Here is a 24,547-nt window from a genome sequence, read left to right as displayed (position 1 = left end):
CTCCCCCACCACCTCAGGGTGCCGTTTCCGCGGCTCGCTCCAGCCGCCGTGCGCCGCACCCGGGAAAGGACCCGCTGGTGTCTGCGCCCCACGGCATCGATCACTCCGTCACCGGATACAGCCTTCAGCACGCCTACTGGATGGCCAAGTCGTCCGACCTGGCCTACAAGGACCGGGCCACCATCGAGCGGCAGGCGCGGCAGTGGGGGTTCAACCGGGTGCTCCACCACGAGACGCGGTTCACGCCGCCGTTCCCGCTGGAGGACACCCAGGCGTACACGATGGCCAGTGACAGGATGATCATCATCGGTTTCCGCGGCACGGAACCGGTGCAGATCCGCGACTGGCTCACGGACGCCGTCACACCGCCCGTACCGGGACCGGCGGGCACCGGCTACATCCACCACGGCTTCGGCGAGGCCCTGGAGTCGATCTTCCCCACGGTCCGGGACGGGCTCGCCGACCTGCGCGACCAGGAACAGTCGGTCTGGTTCACCGGCCACAGCCTGGGCGGGGCACTCGCCATGCTGGCCGGCTGCCGGATGTATCTGGAGGAGCCGCAGCTGCGGGCCGACGGCGTCTACACCTTCGGCCAGCCGCGTACCTGCGACCGGCTGCTCGCCAAGGCCTGCAACAAGGGCTTCAAGGACCGGCTCTACCGGTTCGTCAACAACAACGACATCGTCCCGCAGATGCCCCCGGAGCCGGCCTTCACCCACGTCGAGGCCCTGCGGTACATCGACTCCCACGGCAAGGTGCACACCACGCTGCCCCTGGTCACCGGGCTCGTCGACCGTGTCGGCGGGATGACCGCCGACGCCTTCGCCCCGGCGAGCGACGGCGTGCGCGACCACTTCATGAACAACTACGTCACCGCCCTCGAACGCAACCTGGCCTGAATCAAGGGGACACCCCGGCTCAGTGCCCCAGCCCGGCGCCTCCGTCGACCGGGACGACGGCGCCGCGCACATAACCGGCACCGGCCAGGAACGCCACCGCGTCGGCGACCTCCTCGGGGCGGGCGAGGCGTCCGGCCGGGGTCCGGCGCAGCAGGTCCTCACGCTGCCGGGCGGTGAGGGCGCGGCTCATGTCCGACTCGGTGAGGCCGGGCGCCACCACGTTGCAGGTGATGTCCCTGGGGCCGAGCTCGTGGGTCAGCGACCGTGCGAATCCGACGAGCCCGGCCTTCGCCGCCGCGTAGTTGGTCTGCCCGGGGGCGCCGTGCAGCGCCGACGTGGAGGAGACCAGCACGATCCGGCCGTGGCCTGCGCGGAGCATCCCGCGCACGGCTCGCCGGGCGACCCGGAAGGCACCCGTGAGGTTGGTGTCGATGACGGAGGTGAAGTCGGCGTCGCTCATCCGCACCAGCAGGCGGTCGTTGGCGGCGCCCGCGCCCGCGACCAGGACGGTGACCGGACCGTGGGCTTCCTCGACCTCCGTGAAGGCCCGGTCCACCTGATCGCTGTCCGTCACATCGCACCGTACGGCGAGGAAACCCTCGGAAGCGGGCGGCTCCGCATCTCTGAAAGTGACCGCCACCCGGTCTCCCGCCGCCGCGAAGCGGCGGGCGACGGCCAGCCCGATCCCCCTGTTTCCCCCGGTGACGAAGACCGAACGGGTCGTCGACTGCGACGGCATGGGTTCCCTCTCCCGTCCTGCTGCTGTCCTGTGCGCGCTCACGTGGATTCCACCGGCTCGTCCCGTGCCCCTCGTTCCGGGACGTTCCCCGGTCGCGGTCCTCGGGTCCGCAGCCCCACGACGGCCACCGCGCAGCCGACGAGGGCCAGGGCGGCGACGGCGAGGGTGGCGGTGTACATCGCGTCGAGGAAGGCCCGGTCCGCGGTGACCGCCAGTTCGGGCAGGCGCAGTGAACCTGCCAGTGAGCGGGCCGCCTCGGCGGAGGCCCGGGCCTGTTCCTCGGCGGCCGGGGACAACCCCTGTGCGGTGCCGGGCAGTTCGGCGTCCGCCATCCGCTCCCGGTACACCCCGGAGAGGATCGAACCGGCCATCGCCACCCCGAGCGTTCCGCCCACCTGGCGGGTGACGCTGTTGACCGCCGAGCCCGCGCCCGCGAGATGCGGTGGCACCCCGCGCATCATCGCGGCCGTGACCGGCGTGCCGACCAGGCCCATCCCGAAGCCCTGGATCCACAGCAGCGTGACGATGACCGGCACCGGGGTGCGCCCGTCGAGCCAGGCGTAGGCGACGTAGGTGACCGCCGTGGCCAGGACGCCGGCCGCGACCGTCCACCGGGCCGACAGCAGCCTGCTCAGCGCCGGGGACGCCTGACTGCCCAGGACGATGCCGACCGCGGCGGCGATCATCACGGTGCCGGCCTCGGCGGGGGTGAGCCCACGGGGCCCCTGGAGATAGAAGGCGGCGTAGAACAGGTGCCCGGCCAGGGCCATGAACGCGATCAGCAGCACCACGCTCCCGGCTGTGAACCCCGGCTGCCGGAAGAGCCGCAGATCGAGGCTGGGCGCCGGGGACCTGCGCTGACCGGCCACGAAGGCGAGGAGCAGGGCGCCGCCCAGGGCCAGCGGGAGCAGGACGCGCGGCCCGTACCAGGCCTGTCCGTCCCCGGCTTCGATGATCCCGTAGACCACGCCGCCGAGGCCGAGCACCGACAGGGCGAGGCCCGGGAGGTCGAGTGGTCTGCGCCGGGGACTCTTCAACTCGGGTATGACGGCCGCGACTCCGGCCAGGCACAGGGCGACGATCGGCACGTTGACCAGGAACACCGATCCCCACCAGAAGTTGCTCAGCAGCGCCCCGCCCACCACCGGGCCGACGGCCACGCCCAGACCGCTGGAGGAGCTCCAGATCGCGATCGCCCGGGTACGTTTCGCCTCCGGGGTGCTCTGCACGATGACCGACAGGGTCGCCGGCATCAGCAGCGCGCTGCCCGCGCCCATGAACGCACGCGCCCCGACCAGCCACGCCGGGCTTCCCGCGAACGCTCCGGCGGCGGAGGCCACGCCGAACAGCGCGAGTCCGGCGAGGAGGGTGGCCCGGGGGCCGAACCGGTCGGCCAGCGCGCCGCCCGCGAAGAGACCACCGGCGAAGACCAGGGTGTAGGCGCTCGCCACCCACTCCAGTTCGGCGGGCGTCGCGCCCAGACCCTCGGCCGGGTCGGCCAGGGTGGTGACGGCGACGTTGAGGATCGAGGTGTCCAGCCAGATGAGCATCTGGGCGCAGACGACGACCAGGAGGACGGCCGCCGGCCGCGACGGGACGGCCGCCGGTTCGCCGGGCCCGGTCATGGCGTCCCCAGCCCGTCACGCCAGCTCGGCCGCAGCGGCTTCCAGCCCAGCGTCGTACGCGCCCGGTCGTTGGACGCGCCCCGCGCCGCGGTGAGCTGATGGGCCGTGAACCAGCCGAGCAGCCGGGCCGCCATCGCCGCCGGAACCGTGCGCGGGGCAGGGGCGCCCAGCGCACGGGCGTAGTGCGGCAGCCACTCGGCGGCCGGGGCCGGTTCGTCGTCCGTGATGTGGAGGACCCCGGTGGCCTCCGACTCGACGGCCGCCACGGCCGCTCGCACGGCGTCCTCCATATGCAGGAACGAGGTGATCCCCGACCCGCCTTCGGGCAGCGGGAGCTTCCCGGCCAGCACTCGCTGCCCCGTTCCGCCGGTACGGGCGTACGCGGTACCGGGGCCGTACAGGGTGCCGTATCTGAGGACCAGACCGCCCAGGCCCGTACCGTTCAGGACCAGCCGTTCCAACTCGGCGACGGCCCCTACGGTGGCGGCCCAGCCGGGGTCCGGGGCGTCCACGTACAGCGGTGCGTCCTCGTCGAGGACCGGAGCCCCGGCCGGGGCCGCGGCGAAGGCGATGGACTGCGCGACCAGCCGTCGCGCACCGGCCGCCCGGGCCGCCTCGACCAGGTGGGCGGAACCCTCGGTGCGCAGCCGCGCGGTCTGAGCGAAGGCGCCCGCGGGATCGTCGCGCAGCAGCCGCAGTGCCGTCATCTGGTGCACGACCACGTCGGGCCGGGCGGCCGCGACCGCCGGCAGCAGGGACGCACGGTCGAGGGCGTCGGCGACCACGGTCTCGTCCGCGTCCGGGGCCCGGGTGGCGTCCCGTACCAGGGCGCTCACCTGGTGGCCCCGCGCCCGCAGCGCGCCGACCAGCGGATGTCCGACCACGCCAGAGGCACCGGCAATGAGTACCCGCACCCGTCAGCCCTCCCTGTCCGGGGCGACCCGCATCAGCAGGCGGCACGCCTTGTCGCCGTCGCGCAGACAGCTCTCGGCCCGGTTCTCGGTCAGGGTCACGCCGAGCCCCTCGGACCAGCCCGCGTGGATGTCGGTGCAGGGGCACCGGTAGCCCTCCAGCGACCCGGCCATCCGCACCATGGTGATGGCGAAGTTCCGCCGCAGGGTGAGGACGATGCTGTCGTCGTCCTCGACCTCGGTGGAGGCGTTGCGCAGTTCCGGCGGGAACATGCGGTCCCCGCACTCGTCGTAGCGGCGGCGCAGTTCCTCCAGGTCCTTGCCGCTGTCACCGCTGTCGGGCAGCGGGCCCGACCGGCGGGCGACGCGCTGCCCGACGTGCACGGCCACCTTGCGCATCGCCTCCGCGTTGATCTCGTTCGCGGCCTCCTGCCCGAAGCGCCCGGCCACCCCCTGGTACCAGTGGGCGTCGTGCTGCCACCACAGCCGGTACGCGTCCACGGTCTGCGCGCGGTAGTTGCCCTGGTCGTTGCTCACTCCTGCCCCCTGGCGGCGAACCGGTCGCGCATCACGCGTTTGAGGACCTTGCCCGTGGCGCCCTTGGGCACCTCGTCGGGTTCCATCCGCAGGGCCCGGGCCACCAGGGGGAACCCGGCGGTCGCCAGGACCGCGTTGACCCGCCCGGTCCAGGACTCGCCGTCGCCTGCCGGGGCGTCGTCGTCCGCGAGCTGGAGCAGCGCGTACGCCTCGGCCTCTCCCCCGCCGTCCCAGTCAGCCCGTACCCCCTCGGGGGCCACCCCGACGACCGTGCAGTCGGCCAGTTCGGGCAGCTCCCTCAGGAGCAGTTCCTCGGTCCGGGTGCTGAACAGGATCCCGTCGCGGGTCCGGATCGCGTCGGGCGCCCGGTCGAGGTGGTAGAAGTTGCCCTCCTCGTCCTGGTGGGCGAGATCCCCGGTGAGCCAGTAGCCGCCCAGCCGCAGCCGGTTCCAGGTCAGTGAGTCGTTCCAGTAACCGGGCGTGAGGGTCGGCGACTTCAGGCCGAGGCGGCCGATCCGCCCCGGCGGCAGCGGGGTGCCGTCCTCGGCGAGCACGGCGGCCTCGGCGAAGCTGATCGGCTTGCCGACGCAGCGCGAGTAGGCCGAGGTGTCCTTGGTGTGCCGGTTGTGGAAGACGGAGTAGCCCGCCTCGGACGAGCCGAGCCCGTCCACGAAGACGGAGCCCTCGACCCGGGTACGACGCAGATCCCGCCCGATCCTCTCGTGGCTGCCGTACCGCACCAGGGCCCGAATGTGCGCCTCGTGCGCGGCGTCCCCGGTGTTGAACCACACCTGGACACTGTCCAGTCGGCGCTCGGTCAGGTCCTCCGCGGCCATCTCGCCGAAGGTCCCGGCGAAGGCCAGCACCGTGGTCGGCCGGAACTCCTCGATGGCGTCCAGCACATCGCTGCCGCGCCGGCTGGAGAGCAGCTTGATGTCCGTGCGGAGCAGCAGGCAGTACAGCAGTGTCGCCACCATGGCGTTGTGCGCGCCCGGCAGCCCGACCAGGGTGCGCTCCATGTCGGTCCCGGTGGAGTAGCGCAGCCGGTGCACCTGCGCGTACATCAGTGTCCGATGGGTGTGCGGAACCCCCTTGGGCATGCCGGTGGTTCCGGACGAGTGCGAGATGAGCACCGGGTCGGTGGGGTCGTGCCGGTACGGGTACGACGGCGGCAGGGCCGCGCGGTCCCCGGGGCGGATGCCGGTGGCGGTGACGCAGAACCCGAGCCCCGATCCCGACAGCACCGCCTGGTGTTCCGGGTCCGTGAAGGCGCCCACCGCGCCCTGTCCGCGCACGTACTCCCGGGCGGTCTCCGGGGCCAGGTTGCCGTTGACGAACGAGGGGATCGCGCCGAGGGAGGTCAGGGCCAGGAAGTTCACCGCGAACTCGGTGCTGGAGTGGGAGTGCACGGCGACCGGGTCGCGGGGCCGCACTCCTCGGGCCGCGTACCAACCCGCGTAGGTCTCGGCGGCCTCGATCAGCTGCCCGAGCGTCAGCACCCGCGGACGGCTGCCGTCCGGCGCCTGCCAGCTCCCGTCCGTGCGCAGCACCGGCTCGTCGAGCGGACGGCCGTACGCCGTCAGGCGCTCCAGGACGTTGCCTGCGCCCAGTTCGGGGTCGGAGCAGATCCGGGCGCGCTCCTGCCTACTGATGAGCATGGGTTTCTGTCGCCTTTCTTGCCTCGGAGTGGGTGGCCGCTCTTGCCTCGGAGTGGGTGGCCGCCAGATCGAAAAGGCCCTGGATGCTTCCGGGGCAGGCGGCGGTCCCGGTAGCCGAGTCGGGCGTCTCGTCCGCCGGGACCGTGACGGGGATCCCGGCGCCGGGACGGGCGAGCAGCAGCGCGGCCGCCCGGCCCGCGTTCGCGGGAAGGCCCGCCAACGGGGGCTCCCCGACGGCGAGTTCCCGGTACACGGCGGCGGCCCGCTCACCGCCGCCCAGCTCCACGCCCAGCACCAGCACCCGGTCCAGCTCCGGGTCCTCCAGCAGGAGATCCGCCATGGCCAGCAGTTCGGCGAGGGAGTCGTCGAAGGTGGAGAGGCTGAACACCTGGCCGGTGATCCGGAACTCCCGGCTCAGGTGGCCCAGTACGGAGTTGGGGGTGGCCTGCATGAACAGCAGCGGGTTGTGGACCCGCCCGGCGACCATACGGCGGCTGGCCAGATCGGCGGTGGTCGTGTCGCCCATCAGGCCGGCCAGCGCCACGGCGGTCCGGGAGTCTCCCTCGGCGGTTGCCCCATCGTGCCGTTCGGCCAGGCACCGCCTGGCGACCTCGTACGCCAGCGGGCTGAACGCCGACTCCACGAAGCCGGGCAGCCTCGGCAGCTCGATGTCGTCCGGGTGTCCGGTGCCATGGGTCGCGGTGGCGCTCGCCAGGATGCCGAGGGGGGATCGCGGTACGGGCTTGTCCGTCGTCACGGCCGCTCCAGCACGAGTGCGGTGTTGGCGCCCCCGAAGGCGGCGTTGATGGTGAGGGCCCGGCGTGAGTCGGCCCGGCGCGGACGGTTCGGCACGCAGTCGAGGTCGCACTCCGGGTCGGGCCGGGTGAACCCGGCGGTCGGCGGCAGCACACCGTCCGTCAGGGCCAGCATCGTGATGACGAACTCCACGATGCCCGCCGCCTCCAGGAGGTGGCCTGTGGTGCTCTTGGTCGAGCTCACCGGGATCGAGTCGGCCCGCTTCCCGAGGGCGGCTCGCAGCCCCCGGGTCTCGGCGCCGTCGTTGTACCGGGTGCCGGTGCCGTGGGCGTTGACATAGCCGAGGGCCGCCCCGTCCGGGTCGCCGGCCAGCCGCAGCGCCTGCCGAGCGGCCCGGGCCAGGCCGGCTCCCTCCGGATGCGGCTGGGCGATGTGGTGGGCGTCCGTCGCCGCGCCCCAGCCCGGCACGGAGGCCAGCGGCCGGGCACCGCGCCGCCGGGCGTGCTCGGCGGACTCCAGTACGACGGCCGCGACTCCGTCGCCGAGGAGCAGCCCGCTGCGGTCGGCGCTGAACGGGCGCACCATGCCGTCGCGGGAGAGTGCCCGGCCGGAGTCGAACTTTCCGAAGGTCTCCTCCTCCACGAGGTATCCGCCCGCGCAGACCGCCACGTCGATCCGGCCGGAGGAGATCAGCCGGCAGGCGTGGATGATCGCTGCCGCGGAGGCGACACAGGCGTTGGTGAACGTGAGCCGGGGCCCGGTCAGCCCGAGCTGACCGGCCAGCAACTCGGCGAGCCGCGCGGGCACCGCGTCGGCGAACCGCGCGGCGGCTCCGCCGCCCGGCTCGCCACCGGACCCGCCCCCGTGCGCGACACCCGCGTCGCGGCCCACGCCCTCACCGGCAGCACCGCTCCGGCCCACGCCCTCACCGGCAGCGCCGCTCGGAACAACGCCCCGGTTCCGCCAGTACCGCGTGACGCTGGTGTGGTCGCCTGCGACGCCGAGCAGGATCGCCGCCTCCGTGCCCGGGCCGAGGCCGGCCATGTCGAGGGCTTCGGCGCCGCAGCGGGCGAGTGCGTGGCGCAGGGCCCAGTCCTCGACCGCGTCGGGTCCGTCGGGGGCGGCGGCAGCCATGGGTGTCCGGTACGGGCCGGTGTCGAACCGCGTGGTGGGGCGGAACGCGGGGATCCCCTCGAAGACCCCGCGCCGCAGGGCACCGGCGCCCGTGCCGAACGCGGTACGCACACCGAAGCCGGTGATCGTCACGTCACCGCTCATCCCGGCCGCTCCCTTCCACCGGGCCGGTCTGCGCCGCGCGCAGGTATCCGGTGAGCCGCCGCAGTGAGGTCAGCCCGGCGATGTCCTCGTCGGTGGGCTCGACGACCAGGCCGTAGCGCTCCTCGACCACGTGGAGCAGCCACACCAGCCCGAGGGAGTCCAGCACCAGTTCGGCGTCCTCGCCGAGGTCGTCGGGCAGCCCGGGGAAGATCTTGCGGTCCGAGAGCAACTGCCGGACGGTGTCGGTGGTGATGGGGGACGGCGCTGCTTCCGTGCTCATGCCCGGGCACCCCGTCGGACGACCTCGGCGACGAGTCCACCGAGGGTCAGCGAGGCCAGGGGCTCGATGTCGGTGTCCGGGATCTCGACGCCGAACCGGGACTCCAGCCGCATCGTGAGCTCGATCAGGCTGAGCGAGTCGACGTCCAGCCCGCCGACGGTCACCGGGCTCTCGTCGGTGATGCCCTCACGGCTGGTCAGGATGTTCATCTCGTCGATGACCGCGGTCAGCACGAACTCGCGGATCTCTTCTTCCAGGGTCGATGTGCTCATGGTCGGAGAACTCCAGTGAGAGGTACCGGTGGGGTGAATCGGGGAAATCGGGGGTGCGGATGGTGTCCGGACGGCCGGGACCGGCCTATGACGTACCGCTCGCCGCCGCCCGCAACGCCGCCGCCTGGCGCAGCAGCTTCCCGTTGGACGTACGCGGCAGGGTCTCCAGCAGCCGGATCACCCGCGGCAGCTTGTAGTCGGCCAGCCGCTCCCGGCACCACCGCAGCAGTTCCTCCGCGGACGGCTCCTCGGCACCGGGGGCCAACGCGACATACGCCTCGGTCACGCCCTCGTGGACCAGGACCGCCTGCTCGACCGCCGGGTGCAGGAGGAGTACGTGCTCGACCTCGGTGAGATCCACCTTCAGCCCGCCGGTCACGACGAGCGAGTCGGCTCGGCCGTGGACGCTGACCGCCCCGGTGTCGTCCACGGTGGCCCGGTCCCGGGTGTGCAGCCAGCCGTCCGCGTACTGCGAGCCGCCCGAGTCGAAGAGATACGGGGACTCAGGCAGCGCCACGTCCAGTTCGCCCCGGTACTGCCGTACGACCAGGCCCGGTGCGGCCCGGCCGACCGAGGGCCGCAGCGCGCCGCCGACGTCGATGGCGACGATGCCGGTCTCGGTGGTGCCGTAGGCCTCGCCGACCGGGACGCCGTACCGTTCGGCGAATCGCGCGGCGACCGGCGGGGGCATCAGCTCGCCGCCCGACACCGCGATCCGCAGTTCGGGCAGGGCGGGGGGATCGAGGGCGGACGCGAGCAGTTCGTAGTGCGTCGGCACTCCGAACAGGGCGGTGACCCGGTGGTCCACGGCGGTTCGCAGGATGTCGCGGGCCGAGACGCGGGGCGCGAACACCACGGAGACGCCGGCCGCCAGCGAGTGCAGCAGCCCTCCGATCAGACCGAAGCTGTGCGCTGTCGAACTGAGCAGCAGCAGCCGGTCGCCCTCCCCCGGCATGCCCGGGACCGTGGCGAACGCGTCCACTTCGGCGGCGAGCGACCGTACCGTTCTGCCGATCACCTTCGGCCGTCCCGTGGAGCCGGAGCTGAACTGCACCAGCCGGTGCCCGGTGGCGGCAGGCCGGCCGGTCCTGCGGCACTCGGTGGTGATCTCGTACTCGGGCCGGAAACCGAACGCCGCCCGGACGTTGGACCCGGCGCCGACGAGGAACTGCGGCCGGCAGACCTCGCAGAGGGCCTCCACCTCGGCCGGTTTGAGCCGGAAGTCGAGGAGCAGCACCTGGGCACCCAGCCGCCACAGCGCGAGCAGCACCTCCACCTGGGTGAAGCTGGGCGGTGTCCGCAAGCCCACGGTGCTGCCAGGGCCGATGCCGTATCCGGCGAACACGGCGGCCTGTTTGGCCACCCGCTCACGTAACTCGCCTCGGCTGAGCGTCTCCTGGCGGTGTATCAGCAACGGCAGGCCGTCGTGCCGGGCGTCGAACAGCCGCTGGACGAGGGAGCCCATCGAGTCGGCCGTGTCCGGTACGAGTTCGCCCATGGGCCTCAGACCTCCTTGCAGAACTCGCCGATGGGCAGGCCGACATGGCGCTTGTCCGTGGCCAGGTAGCCGAGCAGTTCGTCACCGGTCCGCAGTTCGGTGACGTTCAGGACCTTTCCGCCCGGGCCGAGCACCCGTACGTGCCAGTCGTCCTGCACGGTCAGGCTGACCAGCCGTCCGTCCTCGGCGTGGGTGCGGATCTCCAGCAGCGGCCGGGACTCCAGCTTGGCGCGGCCGACGACGACCCGCCGGGTGCGGCCGTCGGCACCGACCGCCAGCAGGACGCTGCCGGAGCCCACCTCGCTCAGGTAGCTGGTGCGGTTGTCCGGTCCGAGCGTGTACGAGTGCAGCGCCCCGGCGTTGACCCGGAACGGCCGGGTCGGCATGTACGGCAGCGGGTGGGTCTCGCTGCAGCACAGGACGAAGCCGGACGAGTACGAGCCGACGAGGATGCCCTCGTCCTCCTCGAAGTGGGAGCAGGTGTCCACGCAGACCCGGTCGCCGAGTCCGACGTGCCGGATGCTCTCCACGGTCAGCGTGGACAGCTCGAGCTGGGGTGTCGTGGCCTCGAGCAGCCGTGCCAGCGCGAACACCTCGTCGGCGCCGCGGGGCGTGAACAGGATGCCGTCCGAGCCGCGTTCGAGGACGTCGAAGACGATCGCGGCCTCCTCCAGGCCGTCGACGACGGTCACCAGCTTGCCGTCGGCGGACTCGGCCGCGGCGAGCACGATCTCCAGCGGGATCTTGGTCGGGTCGGCGAAGTGGATGACGGTGTACGGCAGTTTCATGGCACCCGCGCACGACAGCTGGAGCGTGCGGTCGTCCCGTACGTCGACGATGCCGGCGGCGGGTGTGCCACCGGCGGCGCGGTTGCCGGCGGCGAGGGCGTCCAGCTCGTCCTCGGTGCCGAACCTCCGCAGCAGGACGTCGATCCCGGTGCCGGCCGGGGAGCCGCCGGTCCTGGACGCGGACCCGGCGTCGTCGGCTGCGCCCTTCGCCTCCTTGGCGCCGGTGCCCTTCCCCTCCTTGTCACCGGGCTTCTTCGGGGCGGCCGGGGCCCGGCCCTCGGGTGCCAGTACCCGGGTGACGGTCGGGGGCAGCGTCGCGAGCAGTTCGGCGTCGGCGGTCACGACCCCGGCCATCCGGGCGTGGACGGCCGCGTCCACCACCGCCTGGAGCTGCCGGCCGGGGACTTCCCGCAGATCGATCCATGCGAACCTCATGCGACTCCTGCCACGAACGTCGAGGGGTTGGTCATGCTCATGCCATGCGAAGCGCCGCCGTCGCCGTGCACGACGGCGGAGAGGCGGGACACCAGGGAGGCGGGCGAGGGGGCCGAGAAGATCCGGCGGCCGACGGCCAGGCCCCGGCAGCCGGTGGCCATCACGGCGGTGCCGTACTCGACGAGGTCGGAGCCGTCCGGCGGACCGCCCGCCGCGAGGACGGGGATGGGGCTGCCCGCCACCACCTCCGCCATCCGCTCGACCGGCAGGGCGACGGAGGTCTTCACCATGTCCGCGCCCAGGTCCGCGGCGACGTTGGCCAGGTGCGCCAGGAGGACGGGATCGCGCGGGTCCTCGATCCGGGGCCCGCGAGGGTAGACCATCGCGATCAGCGGCATGCCCCACGCGTCGCAGGAGCGGGCCACCGCCCCCAGGTCGGAGAGTTGCCGCGCCTCGGTGTCCGAGCCGATGTTCACATGGACGCTGACCGCGTCCGCGCCGAGCCGCAGGGCCTCTTCGACATCGGCGACCAGCACCTTGGCGTGGACGTCGGCGGAGCAGGCCGTACTGGCGCTCAGATGCACCACCAGCGCGCAGTTCTTGAGGATGTCCGGCGCGAAGGCGCGGGCGCGTCCCTTGTGGACGATGATCCCGTCGGCCCCGCCGTCCACCAGCGCCCGCAGCAGATCGTCCCACTGGCCGGCGGGGACGATCGGGCCGTCCGAAACGCTGTGATCGAGAGGAACAAGCAGATGCCGGCCGTCACCCGCCAGCGAAAGTCTTCTCAAGCGTAATAACTTGCCGGTTTTCAGCATGGGTAATACGCCTCCCCAGCCGGTGGCCGCATAAAGTCCGAAAAACGATGGTCGTAGAACTTTCAAGTTGCGCCGTTGTGAGCATTTCCCGTGTGGCGGGCGATTGGCAAGGTGTGATCAACGGTCAATATTTATGCGGCTCTCGGCATGAATATTGACAGCAATGTGACAGGTGCAGCGGGATTGACGACCGCATGAAGTGCTGTTCGTGGAGTCTCGGGCGCTTTTGTTGCGGATGCCACGTGTAAACGGTCCACAATTCTTCCGCCGACCCCCACGGAGTTGTTCGATAATTCGGACGACCGGATTTCCCCGACGCTTCCTTGTCGAATTCGAATTTCCGGGCCTAGGGTGACTCCCCATGCCCGAATCACTGTCCAAGACGACAGAGAAAGCCCCGACAAGGACCGAGGCCCCGCGAGTCGCCGTCGCGAGCCTGGTCGGCACCACGATCGAGTACTACGACTTCGCGGTGTACGGGACGGCTTCCGCGCTCGTCCTCGGCCCCGCCTTCTTCCCGTCCGGCGACCCCACCGTCTCCTCACTCGCCGCGTTCCTCACCTTCGCCGCGGCGTTCCTGTCCCGGCCCCTCGGCGTCGTCCTGTTCGGGACGATCGGTGACCGGCTGGGCCGCAGACAGGCCCTGGTCGCCTCCCTCCTGCTGATGGGCGTGGCCACGGTCGGCGTCGGGCTGCTGCCCACGTACGAGACCGCCGGACTCCTCGCTCCCGTCCTGCTGGTGACACTCCGTCTGCTCCAGGGCCTCAGCATGGGCGGCGAGTGGGGCGGGGCGGTGCTGCTCGCCGCGGAGCACGCACCGCCCGGCCGCCGCGCGCTGTACGCGTCCGTCCCGCAGGCCGGCCCCTCGCTCGGCTTCCTGCTGTCCAGCGCCGTCATCCTGCCCACGCTCGAGTTCGCCGGCCGGGACGGCTTCACCGACTGGGCCTGGCGCATCCCGTTCCTGCTCAGCACCGTGCTCGTGGTGATCGGCCTGTGGGTGCGTACGACGGTCTCCGAGTCACCCGTGTTCCGCGAGGCGGCTCATCGCACCGCACGGACCCCGGCCCAGGCGCCGGGGTCCCGCTTTCCGCTGGCCACGCTCCTCAAGCGGTACCCCGGCCGGCTGCTGCTCGGCACCGGGGCGGCGATCGGCGGTTCGGCCGTCTACTACCTGACGATCGTCTACAGCCTGTCGTACGGCCCGAAGGAACTGGGCATCCCCCAGAACACGATGCTGACCGCCGCGAGCGTCGGCGCAGCGGCCGGTATCGCCATCACCCTCCCGGTCGCCAGGCTGTCCGACCGGATCGGCCGCCGCCCGGTGATGCTGACCGGAGCCGTCGGCTGTGTGCTGTGGGCGGTACCGATGTACGCCTCCCTGAGTTCACGCGACGCCTGGCTGATCACCGGCGCCTACACGGTCGGCCTCATGCTGCTCGCGCTCATGTTCTCCCCGGTGGCCGCGTTCCTCCCCGAGCTGTTCCCCGCCCGGCTGCGCTACAGCGGAGCCTCCGCGGCCTTCATCCTCGCCAACACCCTCGGCGGCGGCTTCGCCCCACTGGCCGCCACCTGGCTGAACACCCACTGGACCTCCCCCCTCGTCCTTGGCTTCTACACGGGCGGCCTCTGCCTGCTGAGCCTGCTGTGCCTGCTGGCCCTCCCGGAGACCCGCGACCACGAGTTCGACACCTGACGGCTCATGCCTGCCACAACCCCGCCGAAGGAGCCCTCGGTCACCTGATGCCGCTCTGGTCGGGCGGCACCGCGACCGCGCCTGCGACACATCTCCTGTGGTCTGCGGTGCCCCGGACGGGGTACCCCGTGGCCCGGCAGGTCGTGGTGGAACGAGGACGGGAGTGAAGATGACCGAAGCCGCTGCTGGAGCACCGCGTCAACAGGCGGCGTCCCAGGGCCGGCCGGCCCGGGTGCGGCAGTGGCTCGGCCGGGCGGGTTCGGACGGGCACGAGCGGCACACCCTGGCCCTCATCGGCAAGAGCACCCTCGCGGCCGCGGTCTCATGGGTGATCGCGCGCGATGTCATGGTCGCGCAGTCGCCCGCGTTCGCGCCGTTCTCCGCGGTGCTGATCATGCAGGTCACCGTGTACCAGTCCCTGGTGCAGGCCCTGCGCTATGTCGGTGCGGTCGCCGTGGGCGTGGGACTGCAGGGAGTACTGGGCCTGCTGGCCGGCCCTCACCTGCTCACCTTCGTGTTGATGACACTGGCGGCCCTGGCCATCGGACGGTGGCGGCCCCTCGGCTCCCAGGGCTCCCAGGTCGCCACCGCGGCGTTCTTCGCCTTCTCCACCTACGTCGCCGCCACCAGCGACGCACAGCGCTGGTCCCAGCTCGGGCAGATCATCGTGCTCGTGCTCATCGGCTGCGGCATCGGCGTCGTGGTGAACACGCTGGTGCTGCCTCCGCTGCGCTACCGCAGCGCCGAGTACGGCGTCCACACTCTCGCCCATTCGCTGTGCGACCTGATCGGCGACATGTACCCGGCGCTGCGCGAAGGCAAGCTGGACGAAGAACGCACCCGGCACTGGCGCCGGCGCGCCTCCCACCTGGCACCGATCGTGCAGCAGGCCCAGTCCTCGGTCCACACCGCCTGGGAGAGCACGCTCTACAACCCCCGGCGCCTGTGGCGCCGCCATCGCCACCGCACGTCCTTCGACGGATACCAGGCCGTCGTGGACGCCCTGGAACGCGTCTCCCAGCAAGTGGCCTCGATGACCCGCAGCCTCGACCAGTGGCGCGATGCCGACGCCGACCGTGAGGGCGTCGGCTTCGCCCGCTCCTACGGAGACTTCCTGGCCTCACTCGCCTACATCGCGGAGTTGCTCAGCCAGGTCGACGAGGACCGTCTGCGAGACCAGGCCCAGCAGTTGTGCGAGGCCGCCGCGGAGGCTCAGCGGTGCCGCGACCGGCTGGAGGACGACGCCCGGGCCGGTTCCCTCCCGCTCAGCGACCCCGGCCAGCCGTACGGCATCCTCATGGCCGAAGCCACCCGGCTGACGGACGAGTTCCAGCACACCTGCGATGTGCTCAAGCACGGCGTCGACGAAGCCCACGGATGCGAGCAGGGCTGAGGCCGCCGCGTCCTGTGCACCGGCCAAGGCCAAGCCCTCACAGACGAGTTGTGAGCTGAGGCTCGGTCGCGGCGTCCGGCGAGACGAGGGGTGCGCACCCGTCCGGGCTAGGAGGTGTCCGCAGGAGAGTGTTTCTCCGGCCTCGTCGGGCAAGACGGACGCAGCCGCGGGAAGATCCACATATTGGTCGCGAAAGCGATGTTTGTGGCAGCCGAGGAAGGTCACCTGGCCTGAACGGGAGCGACAGGCTCCGGGCGTGGGCAGCGTGCCTCGTACGCCGCTGCTCCGCACGACGAAAGGCAGATTCATGACGGAGACCTCACCTGTCACCACGACCGATTCCGGCGCCCCGGTCGAGAGCGACGAACATTCGCTCACCGTGGGACCCGCCGGTCCGATCCTGCTGCAGGACGCCTATCTGATCGAGCAGATGGCGCAGTTCAACCGGGAGCGGATCCCCGAGCGCCAGCCCCACGCCAAAGGAAGCGGCGCTTTCGGCCACTTCGAGGTGACCCACGATGTCAGCGCGTACACCAAGGCGGCCGTCTTCCAGCCCGGCACACGCACCGACCTGGTCACCCGCTTCTCGACCGTCGCGGGTGAGCGCGGCAGCCCGGACACCTGGCGCGACCCGCGCGGCTTCGCGGTGAAGTTCTACACCAGCGAAGGCAACTACGACATGGTCGGCAACAACACGCCGGTGTTCTTCGTGAAGGACCCGATGAAGTTCCAGCACTTCATCCGCTCCCAGAAGCGCCGCGCCGACAACAACCTGCGCGACCACGACATGCAGTGGGACTTCTGGACGCTCTCCCCCGAGTCCGCCCACCAGGTCACCTGGCTGATGGGCGACCGCGGCATCCCGCGGACCTGGCGCCACATGAACGGCTACACCTCCCACACCTACATGTGGATCAACGCCGCCGGTGACCGTTTCTGGGTGAAGTACCACTTCAAGACCGACCAGGGCATCGAGCACTTCACCCAGCACGAGGCCGACCAGATGGCGGCCGCCGACACGGACTACCACACGCGTGATCTGTTCGAGCACATCCGCGACGGCGACTTCCCCAGCTGGACCCTGTACGTGCAGGTGATGCCGTACGAGGAGGCCGCGGGCTACCGCTTCAACCCCTTCGACCTCACCAAGGTGTGGCCGCACGGCGACTACCCGCTGATCCCGGTCGGCCGTATGACGCTCGACCGCAACCCGACCGACAACCACGCGGAGATCGAGCAGGCTGCCTTCCAGCCCAACAATCTCGTCCCCGGCATCGGCCCCAGCCCGGACCGCATGCTGCTGGCCCGGCTGTTCTCCTACGCGGACGCGCACCGCCACCGGATCGGCGGCAACTATCAGCAGCTTCCGGTGAACGCACCCGTCGTCGACGTCCACACCTACTCCAAGGACGGGGCGATGGCGTACCGCAACACCACCGACCCGGTGTACGCCCCCAACTCCAAGGGCGGCCCCGCGGCCAACAGCGCGCGCTACGCCCCGCCCAGCTGGGAGGCCGACGGCGCCATCACCCGTGCGGCCTACGTCAGTCATCCCGAGGACGACGACTGGGGCCAGCCCGGCACGATGGTGCGCGAGGTCCTGGACGACGCCGCGCGCGACCGTCTGGTCGACAACGTCGTCGGCCATCTCCTCAACGGTGTCTCGGAACCCGTCCTCAAACGGGCATTCGAGTACTGGTCGAACATCGACAAGACCATCGGGGAGCGCATCGCCCAGGGCGTGCGCGACAAGGCGGGCGAGAAGGACCCGAAGGCCGCCGAGCAGGGCAATCCCGCACGGCGCGACATGCAGCACAAGGCCTGACGGACCGGGCTCTCGTAGTGGGCTTCCGCGTCCCGGCGCTGCCGGCGCGGAGGCCCACGAGCAGTCGCCTGCCTGGACGGCACTGACCGCGCATCGATTCACATAACCATTCAAAATGGTAGAAAGAACGCCGAACACGCGGAGGCGTGGCGATGCGCGGCAACGCCGAGAACGACGACGAATCCGTCGAGGAGTACGACGACGAGTACACCGGTCCAGAGGCCTACGACGAGGAGGACGCGGCCGGCGAGAGCCCCGATGTCTTCCTCGACGTTCCGGTCCTGAAGGTCGACGAGATCGACCTGGACGTCGAGGATCTGCGGGCGCATGTCTCGCTCCAGGCCGAGGTACTGGATCTGCTCAAACTGAATGTGGGCGCCGACGTCACGCTCGGCAAGGTGCACCTGGGCATCTCGGGTGTCGAGGCCCAAGCCCAGCTCAGAGTGCGTCTCCATCACGTCGCGAAGATCATCGACCGAGTGCTCACCACGATCGACCACAACCCGGAGATCCTGCACGAGCTGGCGCGTGGGGTCGGGTCCGCCGTGCAGGATGTCGGCGGCGGAGCCCGGCAGGCCGTCGGGGAGGTGGGTTCGGGTGCCGGAAGAGCCGTCCAGGAGGTCGGCCGAGGCGCGGGGACAGCCGTACGGGACGTGGGCCAGGGTGCCGGAGCCGCTGTCCAGGACGTGGGCCAGGGTGTCGGCTCCGTGGCGCAGGATGTCGGTCAGGGAGCAGGGAGGGCCGTTCAGGACGTGGGAGCCGGTGCCGGGCGCACGGTGGAGGACGTCGGCCAGGGGGCGAGCCGGACCGTCGGAAGCGCAGGCGAGGTGGTGGGCGGCACCGCCGGGAGCGTGGCCGAACAGGCCTCGGGCGAGACGGATGCGGCAGGCGGCACGGCACGGGAGGGCGCGGAGGGAAAGCGGGGCCGGGCCGGCCGGAGCGAAGGCGGCACCCGCACGCGCCGGGTGCGCGGAGAGGACGGGAAGCTGCCACCGAGGTCCAGTCGCCGCCGTACCGCAAAGGAGCCCGAGGAGCCGCCCTGAACGCGAGGCCCGGAAGCCGGGAACCCGGTGGGGGACATCTCGTTCCGGTCGACGGTCCACGCCGAGCGGCTCCGCTTCGGGCGGGATCCACGGACAGCCGTCCGCTTCCCCGGCACCGGGGAGCGAGAGTCGACGAGCCACAGCGACCGCACCCACCTACCGGACCCGGTCGTCCCCGGTCAGGAGTACCAGGACGTCACCGTCGCCTACCACCTCGCCACCCGGCTGACCGGGGAGCCGACCCCCCGCCGCAGGTCAGGGACCGCTGGACGGTGAGGCCGTCGGTGAGCGCAACGCCTCACGCAGGAGCGCTACGGCCGCAGGGATCTCCATGTCGCTGATGTTGCCGTACCCGAGAACGAGCGCGGGTTCGGCCGGCCGGTGCGCGCGATAGTCGTCGAGGTCCGCCAGGCGCAGTCCGGCGGCGGTCGCGGCCCGCACCGCCCCCGGAGTGTCGGCGCCGTCCGGTAGGTGCAGCAGGATGTGCAGCCCGGCGGCGGTGCCGGCGACCCGGCCCTCCGGTACCTGGGTGCCGAGCGTCCGGACCAGCAGGTCCCGCCGGGAGCGGAACCGCCGCCGGGACGCGCGCAGGTGGGCGTCGTACCAGCCGCGGTCGATGAAGGTGGCGAGGGCCAGCTGGTCCAGCACCGGTGGCGCGGCGGCAACGAGGTTCGCTGCCCGGAGCGCCGGGGTCGTCGCGGCGGGCGCGACCAGCCAGCCCAGTCCGAGTGCCGGCGACAGGGTCTTGCTGACCGAGCCGAGGAGGAAGACCCGGCTCGGGTCCATCCCCTGCATGACCGCGACCGGGTGGTGGTCGTAGCGGAACTCGGCGTCGTAGTCGTCCTCGATGACGAAGCCGTCCACCTCGCGGGCCCAGCGCACCAGACGGGCCCTGCGTGCCGGGGAGAGCACCGTACCGGTGGGAAACTGGTGTGCCGCGCCGACGACGACGGCCCGGGCCGGAGTGCGGGCCAGATCGTCGACGCGCAGGCCGTCGTGGTCCACCCGCACCGGGTGCACGCGCAGGCCGGCACTCGTCGCGGCGTCCCGCAGCCGCCCCCAGCCCGGGTCCTCCACGGCCAGATCGGCGATCCCGACGGCACGCAGCACTCGGCACGTTCGTACCAGACCGTCGGTGACGCCGGCGCACACGGACACGCATTCGGCGTTCGTGTCCGCGCCGCGCGAGCGCCGCAGGTACTGCGCGACGGTGGTGCGCAGCACCGCGTGTCCGTCGGGGTCGGGCAGGCCGAGGTCATAGTGGACGGCCGAGCCGGTGACCGTTCGGACGGCGTCCGCCCAGCGGCGGCGCGGAAACGCCCGCAGGTCGGCAAGGCCGGGTGCGAGGTCGTACCGGATCGGTGTCCGCGCTGGTGGGCGCGGCACGCGAGAGCGCGGCGGCGAGGTGTCCGGTGACCACGAGACCCGCGTGGCCGAGCCCACCCGGGCGGAGAGGTAGCCCTCCGCGATGAGCTGCCCGTATGCCTCCGTCACGACCCAGCGGGAGCAGCCGAGTTCTTCGGCGAGCGCTCGGCTCGGCGGCACGGCGGCGCCTTCCGCCAGCCGGCCGCTACGGATGGAGGTGCGCAGCGCGTGAGCCAGACGATCGTGCAAGCGCCGCGCGCCGCGCTCCGTCGGACGGACGTCCAGCAGTGTCGCCCACGCGAGATTGGTCTGGGAATCGGCCACGAGATTGGAGCGTACCGCCGATCCGAATCTGCCTACCGTGATGAGCATGATTGAAAACCTGGCTCTTGGCGCCATGCTGTTCGGCACGGTGCAGGACGAGCGCGGCTCGTACGAGCTCCTTGATCGTTTTGTGGACGCCGGAGGCGTCTGGATCGACACCGCCAACTGCTATTCGTTCTGGGAGGACCCGAGCGGCTTCGGGGGACAGAGCGAGACGTTGCTCGGGCGCTGGCTGGCAAGCCGCCCCGGCGTCCGTGACCGCGTCAGGATCAGCACCAAGGTGGGCTGCGAGCCGACCGAGGCGGGCCGGTTCCCGGAGACCGCCGAAGGTCTCTCGGCCGGGGTCGTCAAGAGCGGGATCGAGGGCAGCCTCCGACGACTCGGTACGGACCACGTCGAGCTGTACTGGGCGCACAAGCCGGATCCGGCCACACCACTGGAAGAGACGGTCGCCGCCTTCGACGAGTTGGTGTCCGCGGGCACGGTCGGACGTCTCGGCTGTTCCAACTACCCTGCCTGGCAGATCGAGCGGGCCCGTCAGATCGCGCGCGCCGACGGCCTCGCCGGCTTCACCGCGGTGCAGCAGCACCACACCTACCTGCGACCGCGCCCCGCCACCCGGCCCACGGTGGTGCACCGGTTCGGTGCGGTCACCGACGAAGTGCTCCACTACCTCGAGCACCATCCGGACATGGCCCTGTGGGCCTACACGCCGCTGCTGAGCGGCCGTTACACCCGCGCGGACAAGCCGCTGCCGACGGAGTACGACCACCCCGGCACCGCCCGCCGCCTCGCGGTACTCGACGAGATCGCCGCCGAGACCGGCACGAACCGCAACCGGGTGGTGCTGGCGTGGCTGACCGGAGGGAACCCGGCTGCCACACCGATCGTCGGCGTCAGCACGGTCGAGCAGCTGGACGAGGCGGTCGCGGGGGCGTCACTGGAATTGACCGCCGATCAGCGCGAACGCCTGGACTCCGCGGTGTGACCTGCGGGACGGGGCCCGCGATCGCCGTCGTCCAGGGCGCGGCCGTTTGGCCGGGATGCGAGGTGGTTCCACCCGTTGGATGGTGGAGGCATGAACCACCACCAACCCCATCGGGTCATCGAGATCGACACCCGCCTCGTCAGAACAGGTGCCGTGCTCACCGCGGCCGGTGCCATGGTGGCGGGCGTCGGCATGGCCATCGGCGCCTTCGCCGTGTTCACGGCGGGCCGGCGCATGATCCGCGACATGGACGTGCCCCCGACCCAGCAGGCGGCCGCGAAGTGGCAGCAGGCCAAGGAGGCGTCCCGGGCGGGTGTGCGGGCGTGGCAGGACGCGTCCCACGCACAGAACGGGTCGCTCGCCCGCTAGCCCAGGTACGGCTGGGTGCGGGTCATCCCCAAGCCGTCACCGGCACGAACGAACTGTCCTGCCGGAAGAGGTCCGTTCCGTTCGAGCGTTCCACGCGGAGCTGGTAGGCGTAGTGGCGCAGGTAGTGACCCGGGTAGTTGTACGACTCGAAGCGGACGGAGCCCGACGCGGTGCCGGTCCGGAGGACGAACGTGGCGTCCTTGGCGAACGTGCTCGTGCCGTCGTTCGGGTCGAAGCGGGCGCGGAAGTCCCAGTGGCGCAGGTAGTTGCCGGCCGCGTCCCGGAAGGAGCAGCCGTTCGCGTCGGCGAGGCCCGCTACGACCGTGAAGGTGGCGGCCTGCTTCTCGGCGGTGGTGCTGGAGCCGCTGACCACCGGCAGGTCGAGGAGCGCGGACCGCTGCTGCCAGTAGCGGGTCGAGTAGTTGGCGGAGCGGAAGGAACGGGTGGTGTTCCTCGCCAGGCTCGGGCCGCCCGAGACCGTCTCCTTGACCACCGTGAAGTGCCGTGCGGTGCCGGAGATCGCGGGCAGTGCGGCCGGCGCCGACCAGGTGGCGAAGGTGTCGTGGCTGTCGCTGTAGTAGTAGTTCCCGTCGCCGTAGCCGTCGAAGAAGGCGCGCCAGCCGCCGTTGTCCAGCTGGACCAGCGCGGGACCCTCGCGGTAGCTGCCCCAGCCGGCCCAGTCGCCGGTCCTGCGGATCGTGTACGGGCCGGTGAGGTTCGACGCGGTGGCGTACTCGATGTACTTCGTCGTCTCGTTCTTGGGGAACGCGTGGTACGTCGAGCCGATCCTCACGATGAACGTGTCGATGTGGTTGGCGCCGATGCCGGAGAGCGCGACCGGCGCACTCCACGCCGTGAGGGCGGAGTTCGTGGCCCTCAGCCGGTACGGCGTGAAGATCCACTCGTCGTTCGTGGTGGAGCAGGACACGATGACGTTGACGCTGCCGTCGCTGTCGACGAACCATTCGGGCGCCCAGGCGCGGGAGAGGTTCGCGACGGGGACGGTGTGGTCGTAGAGGAACGTCCAGTTGACGCGGTCGGAGCTGCGGGCGAAGCCGATGGTCGTGCTGGTGTCCTGCCAGGTGTGCGTGGTGTAGGTGACGTAGTAGAAGCCGTCGGTGTGTCTGAGGACGCTCGCGTCGCGGATGCGGCCCGCCGGTGGCGTGTACGCGGAGGAGCGCAGCAGCCGGAAGTCGGTGGCGTCGTCCGACTGGTAGACGTTGACCGTGCCGTCGTCGCTGTTGAGGAACGGCACGATCGTGTAGCGGGTGGCCGAGCCGTTCGGGGGTGCGGCGGCCAGGGCGGTGCCGAGCAGTCCGGGGGTCTCGCCGAGCAGCAGCGCCGAGGCGGGCAGGGCGGCCAGGGCGCGCAGCAGGGTACGGCGGGACCGGGAGGCGGGACGGGGCGTCATGTGCGGCTCACTCTCGACTCAGCGGGTCGAAATACCGAACGAGGTTCGGAAAGTCGGTCAGAAGGTAGAGCTGAGGCAGAAGTGCGTCAATGGTTTTGTACGAGAGCCGCAGAGCCCTGAAGGGATCGGTGAACATCCACTTCCGTCGCCCCCGTTCCGTCACCGGCCACCGGACGTTACCGTTCGGTAGACCACCCGCTTCCGGAGGTGTCCGCATGACGCTCGACCGCGCCGCAGGCCTGGCGGAGACCGCCCGTGCGCTGGCCGCCGGGGAGGTGACGTCCCGCGCCCTGGTGGAACTCACGCTGGCGCGGATCGAGGCGACGCAGGGCAGCCTCAACGCCTTCCGGATCGTCCGGGCCGAGGCGGCGCTCGCCGAGGCCGAAGCCGCAGACCGGGAGCTGGCCACGGGCGCCCGCAAGCCGCTGCTCGGCGTCCCCGTGGCGGTGAAGGACGACATGGACGTGGCCGGCGAGCCGACCGCCTTCGGCTGCTGCGGGGAGTTCCCGCCGGTCGCCGAGGACGGCGAGGCGGTACGGCGGCTGCGCGCGGCCGGGGCCGTGATCGTCGGCAAGACCAACACCTGCGAGTTCGGGCAGTGGCCCTTCACCGAGGGGCCCGCCTTCGGCGCGACCCGCAACCCGTGGAGCACGGAGCACACACCCGGCGGATCGTCCGGCGGCTCGGCGGCCGCGGTGGCCGCCGGGCTGGTACCCGCCGCACTCGGCTCGGACGGTGCCGGCTCGGTGCGGATCCCGGCCGCGTGGACCCATCTGATCGGCATCAAGCCGCAGCGCGGACGGGTCTCCACCTGGCCGCGCGGTGAGTCCTTCCAGGGCATCACCGTCAACGGCACCCTGGCCCGTACGGTCGCCGACGCGGCCCTGCTGCTGGACGCGGCGAGCGGCAACCACGCGCTGGACCCGCACCGGCCCCCGGCCGTCGACGCCTCGGCGGCCGTCGGCCGCGACCCCGGGCGGCTGCGGATCGCGCTCTCCCTCAAGCCGCCGTTCACGGCGGTGCCCGCCCGGCTGCTGCCCGAGGTACGGACCCGGATCGTCGAACTCGCCGAGCGCCTCGCCGCGTTGGGCCACACGGTCGAGGAGGCGGACCCGCCGTACGGGCAGATCGGGCTGACCTTCGTGCCGCGCGCGACGGCCGGGATCGCCGAGCGGGTGGGCGAGGCGCCCTTCCCGGCGCTGCTGGACCGGCGCACCCGGGACGCGGCCCGGCTGGGCCGGCTGCTCGGCGGGGCCCCGCTGCGGGCGGCCCGGCGGGCGGAGGCCGTCCTGCACCGCCGTATCGGAGGGTTCTTCACCTCGTACGACGTCGTCCTCGCGCCCACGACCGCGGCTCCCCCGCCCCGCATCGGCGCCCTGCTCGAACTCAGCGGTTTCGCCACCGACCGCGCGATGATCGCCGCCTGCCCCTACGCCTGGCCGTGGAACGTGCTGGGCTGGCCGGGCGTCAATGTGCCCGCCGGGTTCACGGCGGACGGCCTGCCCGTCGGGGCGCAGTTGCTGGGGCCGGCCGACAGCGAGCCGCTGCTGGTGCAGGTGGCGGCGCAACTGGAGGCGGAGCTGCGCTGGTACGAGAAGTGGCCGTCGCCGCCGGTCACGGCACGTTCCGCTGCCGCCTGAGCGAC

The 24,547-nt window shown here is 71.7% G+C and carries 23 protein-coding genes; 9 read left to right on the top strand and 14 right to left on the bottom strand.

What is annotated here, in order from left to right; genetic code table 11:
• Positions 1-77: 77 nt before the first annotated feature.
• A complete protein-coding gene (locus ACIBK5_RS07705; RefSeq protein ID WP_399017205.1) occupies positions 78-899 on the top strand; it encodes a lipase family protein in 822 nt (273 codons plus the stop codon).
• A gap of 19 nt (positions 900-918) precedes the next feature.
• On the opposite strand, the gene ACIBK5_RS07700 is transcribed toward ACIBK5_RS07705, so the two are convergent.
• The 12 genes from ACIBK5_RS07700 to ACIBK5_RS07645 form a co-directional block, all read right to left on the bottom strand.
• Complete coding sequence (locus ACIBK5_RS07700; protein ID WP_399017203.1) at positions 919-1,638, bottom strand: SDR family oxidoreductase; 720 nt, start codon at positions 1,636-1,638, stop codon at positions 919-921.
• A gap of 38 nt (positions 1,639-1,676) precedes the next feature.
• Positions 1,677-3,263 carry an MFS transporter gene (locus tag ACIBK5_RS07695; RefSeq protein ID WP_399017201.1) on the bottom strand — a complete coding sequence of 529 codons (1,587 nt, stop codon included), beginning with the start codon at positions 3,261-3,263 and terminating at the stop codon, positions 1,677-1,679.
• The gene (locus ACIBK5_RS07690; protein ID WP_399017200.1) at positions 3,260-4,177 is read right to left on the bottom strand and encodes an NAD-dependent epimerase/dehydratase family protein; all 918 of its coding nucleotides are present in this window, start codon (positions 4,175-4,177) and stop codon (positions 3,260-3,262) included. Before ACIBK5_RS07690 ends, ACIBK5_RS07695 begins: the two co-directional genes overlap by 4 nt.
• A gap of 3 nt (positions 4,178-4,180) precedes the next feature.
• Positions 4,181-4,711, bottom strand: coding sequence for a hypothetical protein (locus tag ACIBK5_RS07685; protein WP_399017198.1), 531 nt, complete (start codon positions 4,709-4,711; stop codon positions 4,181-4,183).
• Positions 4,708-6,369, bottom strand: coding sequence for a class I adenylate-forming enzyme family protein (locus tag ACIBK5_RS07680; RefSeq protein ID WP_399017196.1), 1,662 nt, complete (start codon positions 6,367-6,369; stop codon positions 4,708-4,710). The genes ACIBK5_RS07685 and ACIBK5_RS07680 overlap by 4 nt, the downstream gene beginning before the upstream one ends.
• Positions 6,356-7,126 (bottom strand): hypothetical protein, encoded by a 771-nt coding sequence (locus ACIBK5_RS07675; RefSeq protein ID WP_399017194.1) that lies wholly within the window; start codon positions 7,124-7,126, stop codon positions 6,356-6,358. The genes ACIBK5_RS07680 and ACIBK5_RS07675 overlap by 14 nt, the downstream gene beginning before the upstream one ends.
• The gene (locus ACIBK5_RS07670) at positions 7,123-8,403 is read right to left on the bottom strand and encodes a beta-ketoacyl-[acyl-carrier-protein] synthase family protein (RefSeq protein ID WP_399017192.1); all 1,281 of its coding nucleotides are present in this window, start codon (positions 8,401-8,403) and stop codon (positions 7,123-7,125) included. The genes ACIBK5_RS07675 and ACIBK5_RS07670 overlap by 4 nt, the downstream gene beginning before the upstream one ends.
• Complete coding sequence (locus ACIBK5_RS07665; RefSeq protein ID WP_399017190.1) at positions 8,393-8,683, bottom strand: acyl carrier protein; 291 nt, start codon at positions 8,681-8,683, stop codon at positions 8,393-8,395. Before ACIBK5_RS07665 ends, ACIBK5_RS07670 begins: the two co-directional genes overlap by 11 nt.
• Positions 8,680-8,955 (bottom strand): phosphopantetheine-binding protein, encoded by a 276-nt coding sequence (locus tag ACIBK5_RS07660; RefSeq protein ID WP_391112863.1) that lies wholly within the window; start codon positions 8,953-8,955, stop codon positions 8,680-8,682. The genes ACIBK5_RS07665 and ACIBK5_RS07660 overlap by 4 nt, the downstream gene beginning before the upstream one ends.
• Positions 8,956-9,040: 85 nt before the next feature.
• Entirely contained in the window at positions 9,041-10,453 is a 1,413-nt protein-coding gene (locus ACIBK5_RS07655; protein WP_399017188.1) for a class I adenylate-forming enzyme family protein, read from the bottom strand.
• A gap of 5 nt (positions 10,454-10,458) precedes the next feature.
• The gene (locus tag ACIBK5_RS07650) at positions 10,459-11,676 is read right to left on the bottom strand and encodes a 3-dehydroquinate synthase II family protein (protein ID WP_399017186.1); all 1,218 of its coding nucleotides are present in this window, start codon (positions 11,674-11,676) and stop codon (positions 10,459-10,461) included.
• Positions 11,673-12,491, bottom strand: coding sequence for a 2-amino-3,7-dideoxy-D-threo-hept-6-ulosonate synthase (locus ACIBK5_RS07645; RefSeq protein WP_399017184.1), 819 nt, complete (start codon positions 12,489-12,491; stop codon positions 11,673-11,675). Before ACIBK5_RS07645 ends, ACIBK5_RS07650 begins: the two co-directional genes overlap by 4 nt.
• Before the next feature lie 361 nt (positions 12,492-12,852).
• On the opposite strand from ACIBK5_RS07645, the gene ACIBK5_RS07640 reads away from it, so the two are divergent.
• The 5 genes from ACIBK5_RS07640 (at position 12,853) to ACIBK5_RS07620 (ending at position 18,721) form a co-directional block, all read left to right on the top strand.
• Positions 12,853-14,184 carry an MFS transporter gene (locus ACIBK5_RS07640; RefSeq protein WP_399017183.1) on the top strand — a complete coding sequence of 444 codons (1,332 nt, stop codon included), beginning with the start codon at positions 12,853-12,855 and terminating at the stop codon, positions 14,182-14,184.
• Positions 14,185-14,353: 169 nt separating this feature from the next.
• The gene (locus ACIBK5_RS07635) at positions 14,354-15,577 is read left to right on the top strand and encodes an aromatic acid exporter family protein (RefSeq protein WP_399017181.1); all 1,224 of its coding nucleotides are present in this window, start codon (positions 14,354-14,356) and stop codon (positions 15,575-15,577) included.
• Between the two features lie 307 nt (positions 15,578-15,884).
• Positions 15,885-17,402, top strand: coding sequence for a catalase (locus ACIBK5_RS07630; RefSeq protein ID WP_399017180.1), 1,518 nt, complete (start codon positions 15,885-15,887; stop codon positions 17,400-17,402).
• Between the two features lie 152 nt (positions 17,403-17,554).
• Positions 17,555-18,445 (top strand): hypothetical protein, encoded by an 891-nt coding sequence (locus ACIBK5_RS07625; RefSeq protein ID WP_399017178.1) that lies wholly within the window; start codon positions 17,555-17,557, stop codon positions 18,443-18,445.
• A 27-nt stretch (positions 18,446-18,472) separates the two neighbouring features.
• Positions 18,473-18,721: a hypothetical protein gene (locus ACIBK5_RS07620; protein ID WP_399017177.1), complete on the top strand. Its 249-nt coding sequence runs from the start codon at positions 18,473-18,475 to the stop codon at positions 18,719-18,721.
• Here ACIBK5_RS07620 and ACIBK5_RS07615 read toward each other — a convergent pair.
• Positions 18,701-20,134, bottom strand: coding sequence for a PLP-dependent aminotransferase family protein (locus tag ACIBK5_RS07615; protein WP_399017176.1), 1,434 nt, complete (start codon positions 20,132-20,134; stop codon positions 18,701-18,703). The two genes, ACIBK5_RS07620 and ACIBK5_RS07615, sit on opposite strands and share 21 nt — an antisense overlap.
• Before the next feature lie 46 nt (positions 20,135-20,180).
• Here ACIBK5_RS07615 and ACIBK5_RS07610 point away from each other — a divergent pair, with 46 nt between their 5' ends.
• The gene (locus tag ACIBK5_RS07610; RefSeq protein ID WP_399017174.1) at positions 20,181-21,122 is read left to right on the top strand and encodes an aldo/keto reductase; all 942 of its coding nucleotides are present in this window, start codon (positions 20,181-20,183) and stop codon (positions 21,120-21,122) included.
• Positions 21,123-21,212: 90 nt separating this feature from the next.
• A complete protein-coding gene (locus tag ACIBK5_RS07605) occupies positions 21,213-21,491 on the top strand; it encodes a hypothetical protein (RefSeq protein WP_399017173.1) in 279 nt (92 codons plus the stop codon).
• A gap of 22 nt (positions 21,492-21,513) precedes the next feature.
• On the opposite strand, the gene ACIBK5_RS07600 is transcribed toward ACIBK5_RS07605, so the two are convergent.
• Positions 21,514-22,902 carry a glycoside hydrolase family 43 protein gene (locus ACIBK5_RS07600; protein WP_399017171.1) on the bottom strand — a complete coding sequence of 463 codons (1,389 nt, stop codon included), beginning with the start codon at positions 22,900-22,902 and terminating at the stop codon, positions 21,514-21,516.
• Between the two features lie 215 nt (positions 22,903-23,117).
• Here ACIBK5_RS07600 and ACIBK5_RS07595 point away from each other — a divergent pair, with 215 nt between their 5' ends.
• A complete protein-coding gene (locus ACIBK5_RS07595) occupies positions 23,118-24,542 on the top strand; it encodes an amidase (RefSeq protein ID WP_399017169.1) in 1,425 nt (474 codons plus the stop codon).
• The last annotated feature ends 5 nt before the right edge of the window (positions 24,543-24,547 follow it).

It is taken from the genome of Streptomyces sp. NPDC050546, assembly GCF_044457425.1.
GTDB lineage: Bacteria > Actinomycetota > Actinomycetes > Streptomycetales > Streptomycetaceae > Streptomyces.
This window is presented reverse-complemented; position numbering and strand designations above follow the sequence as displayed.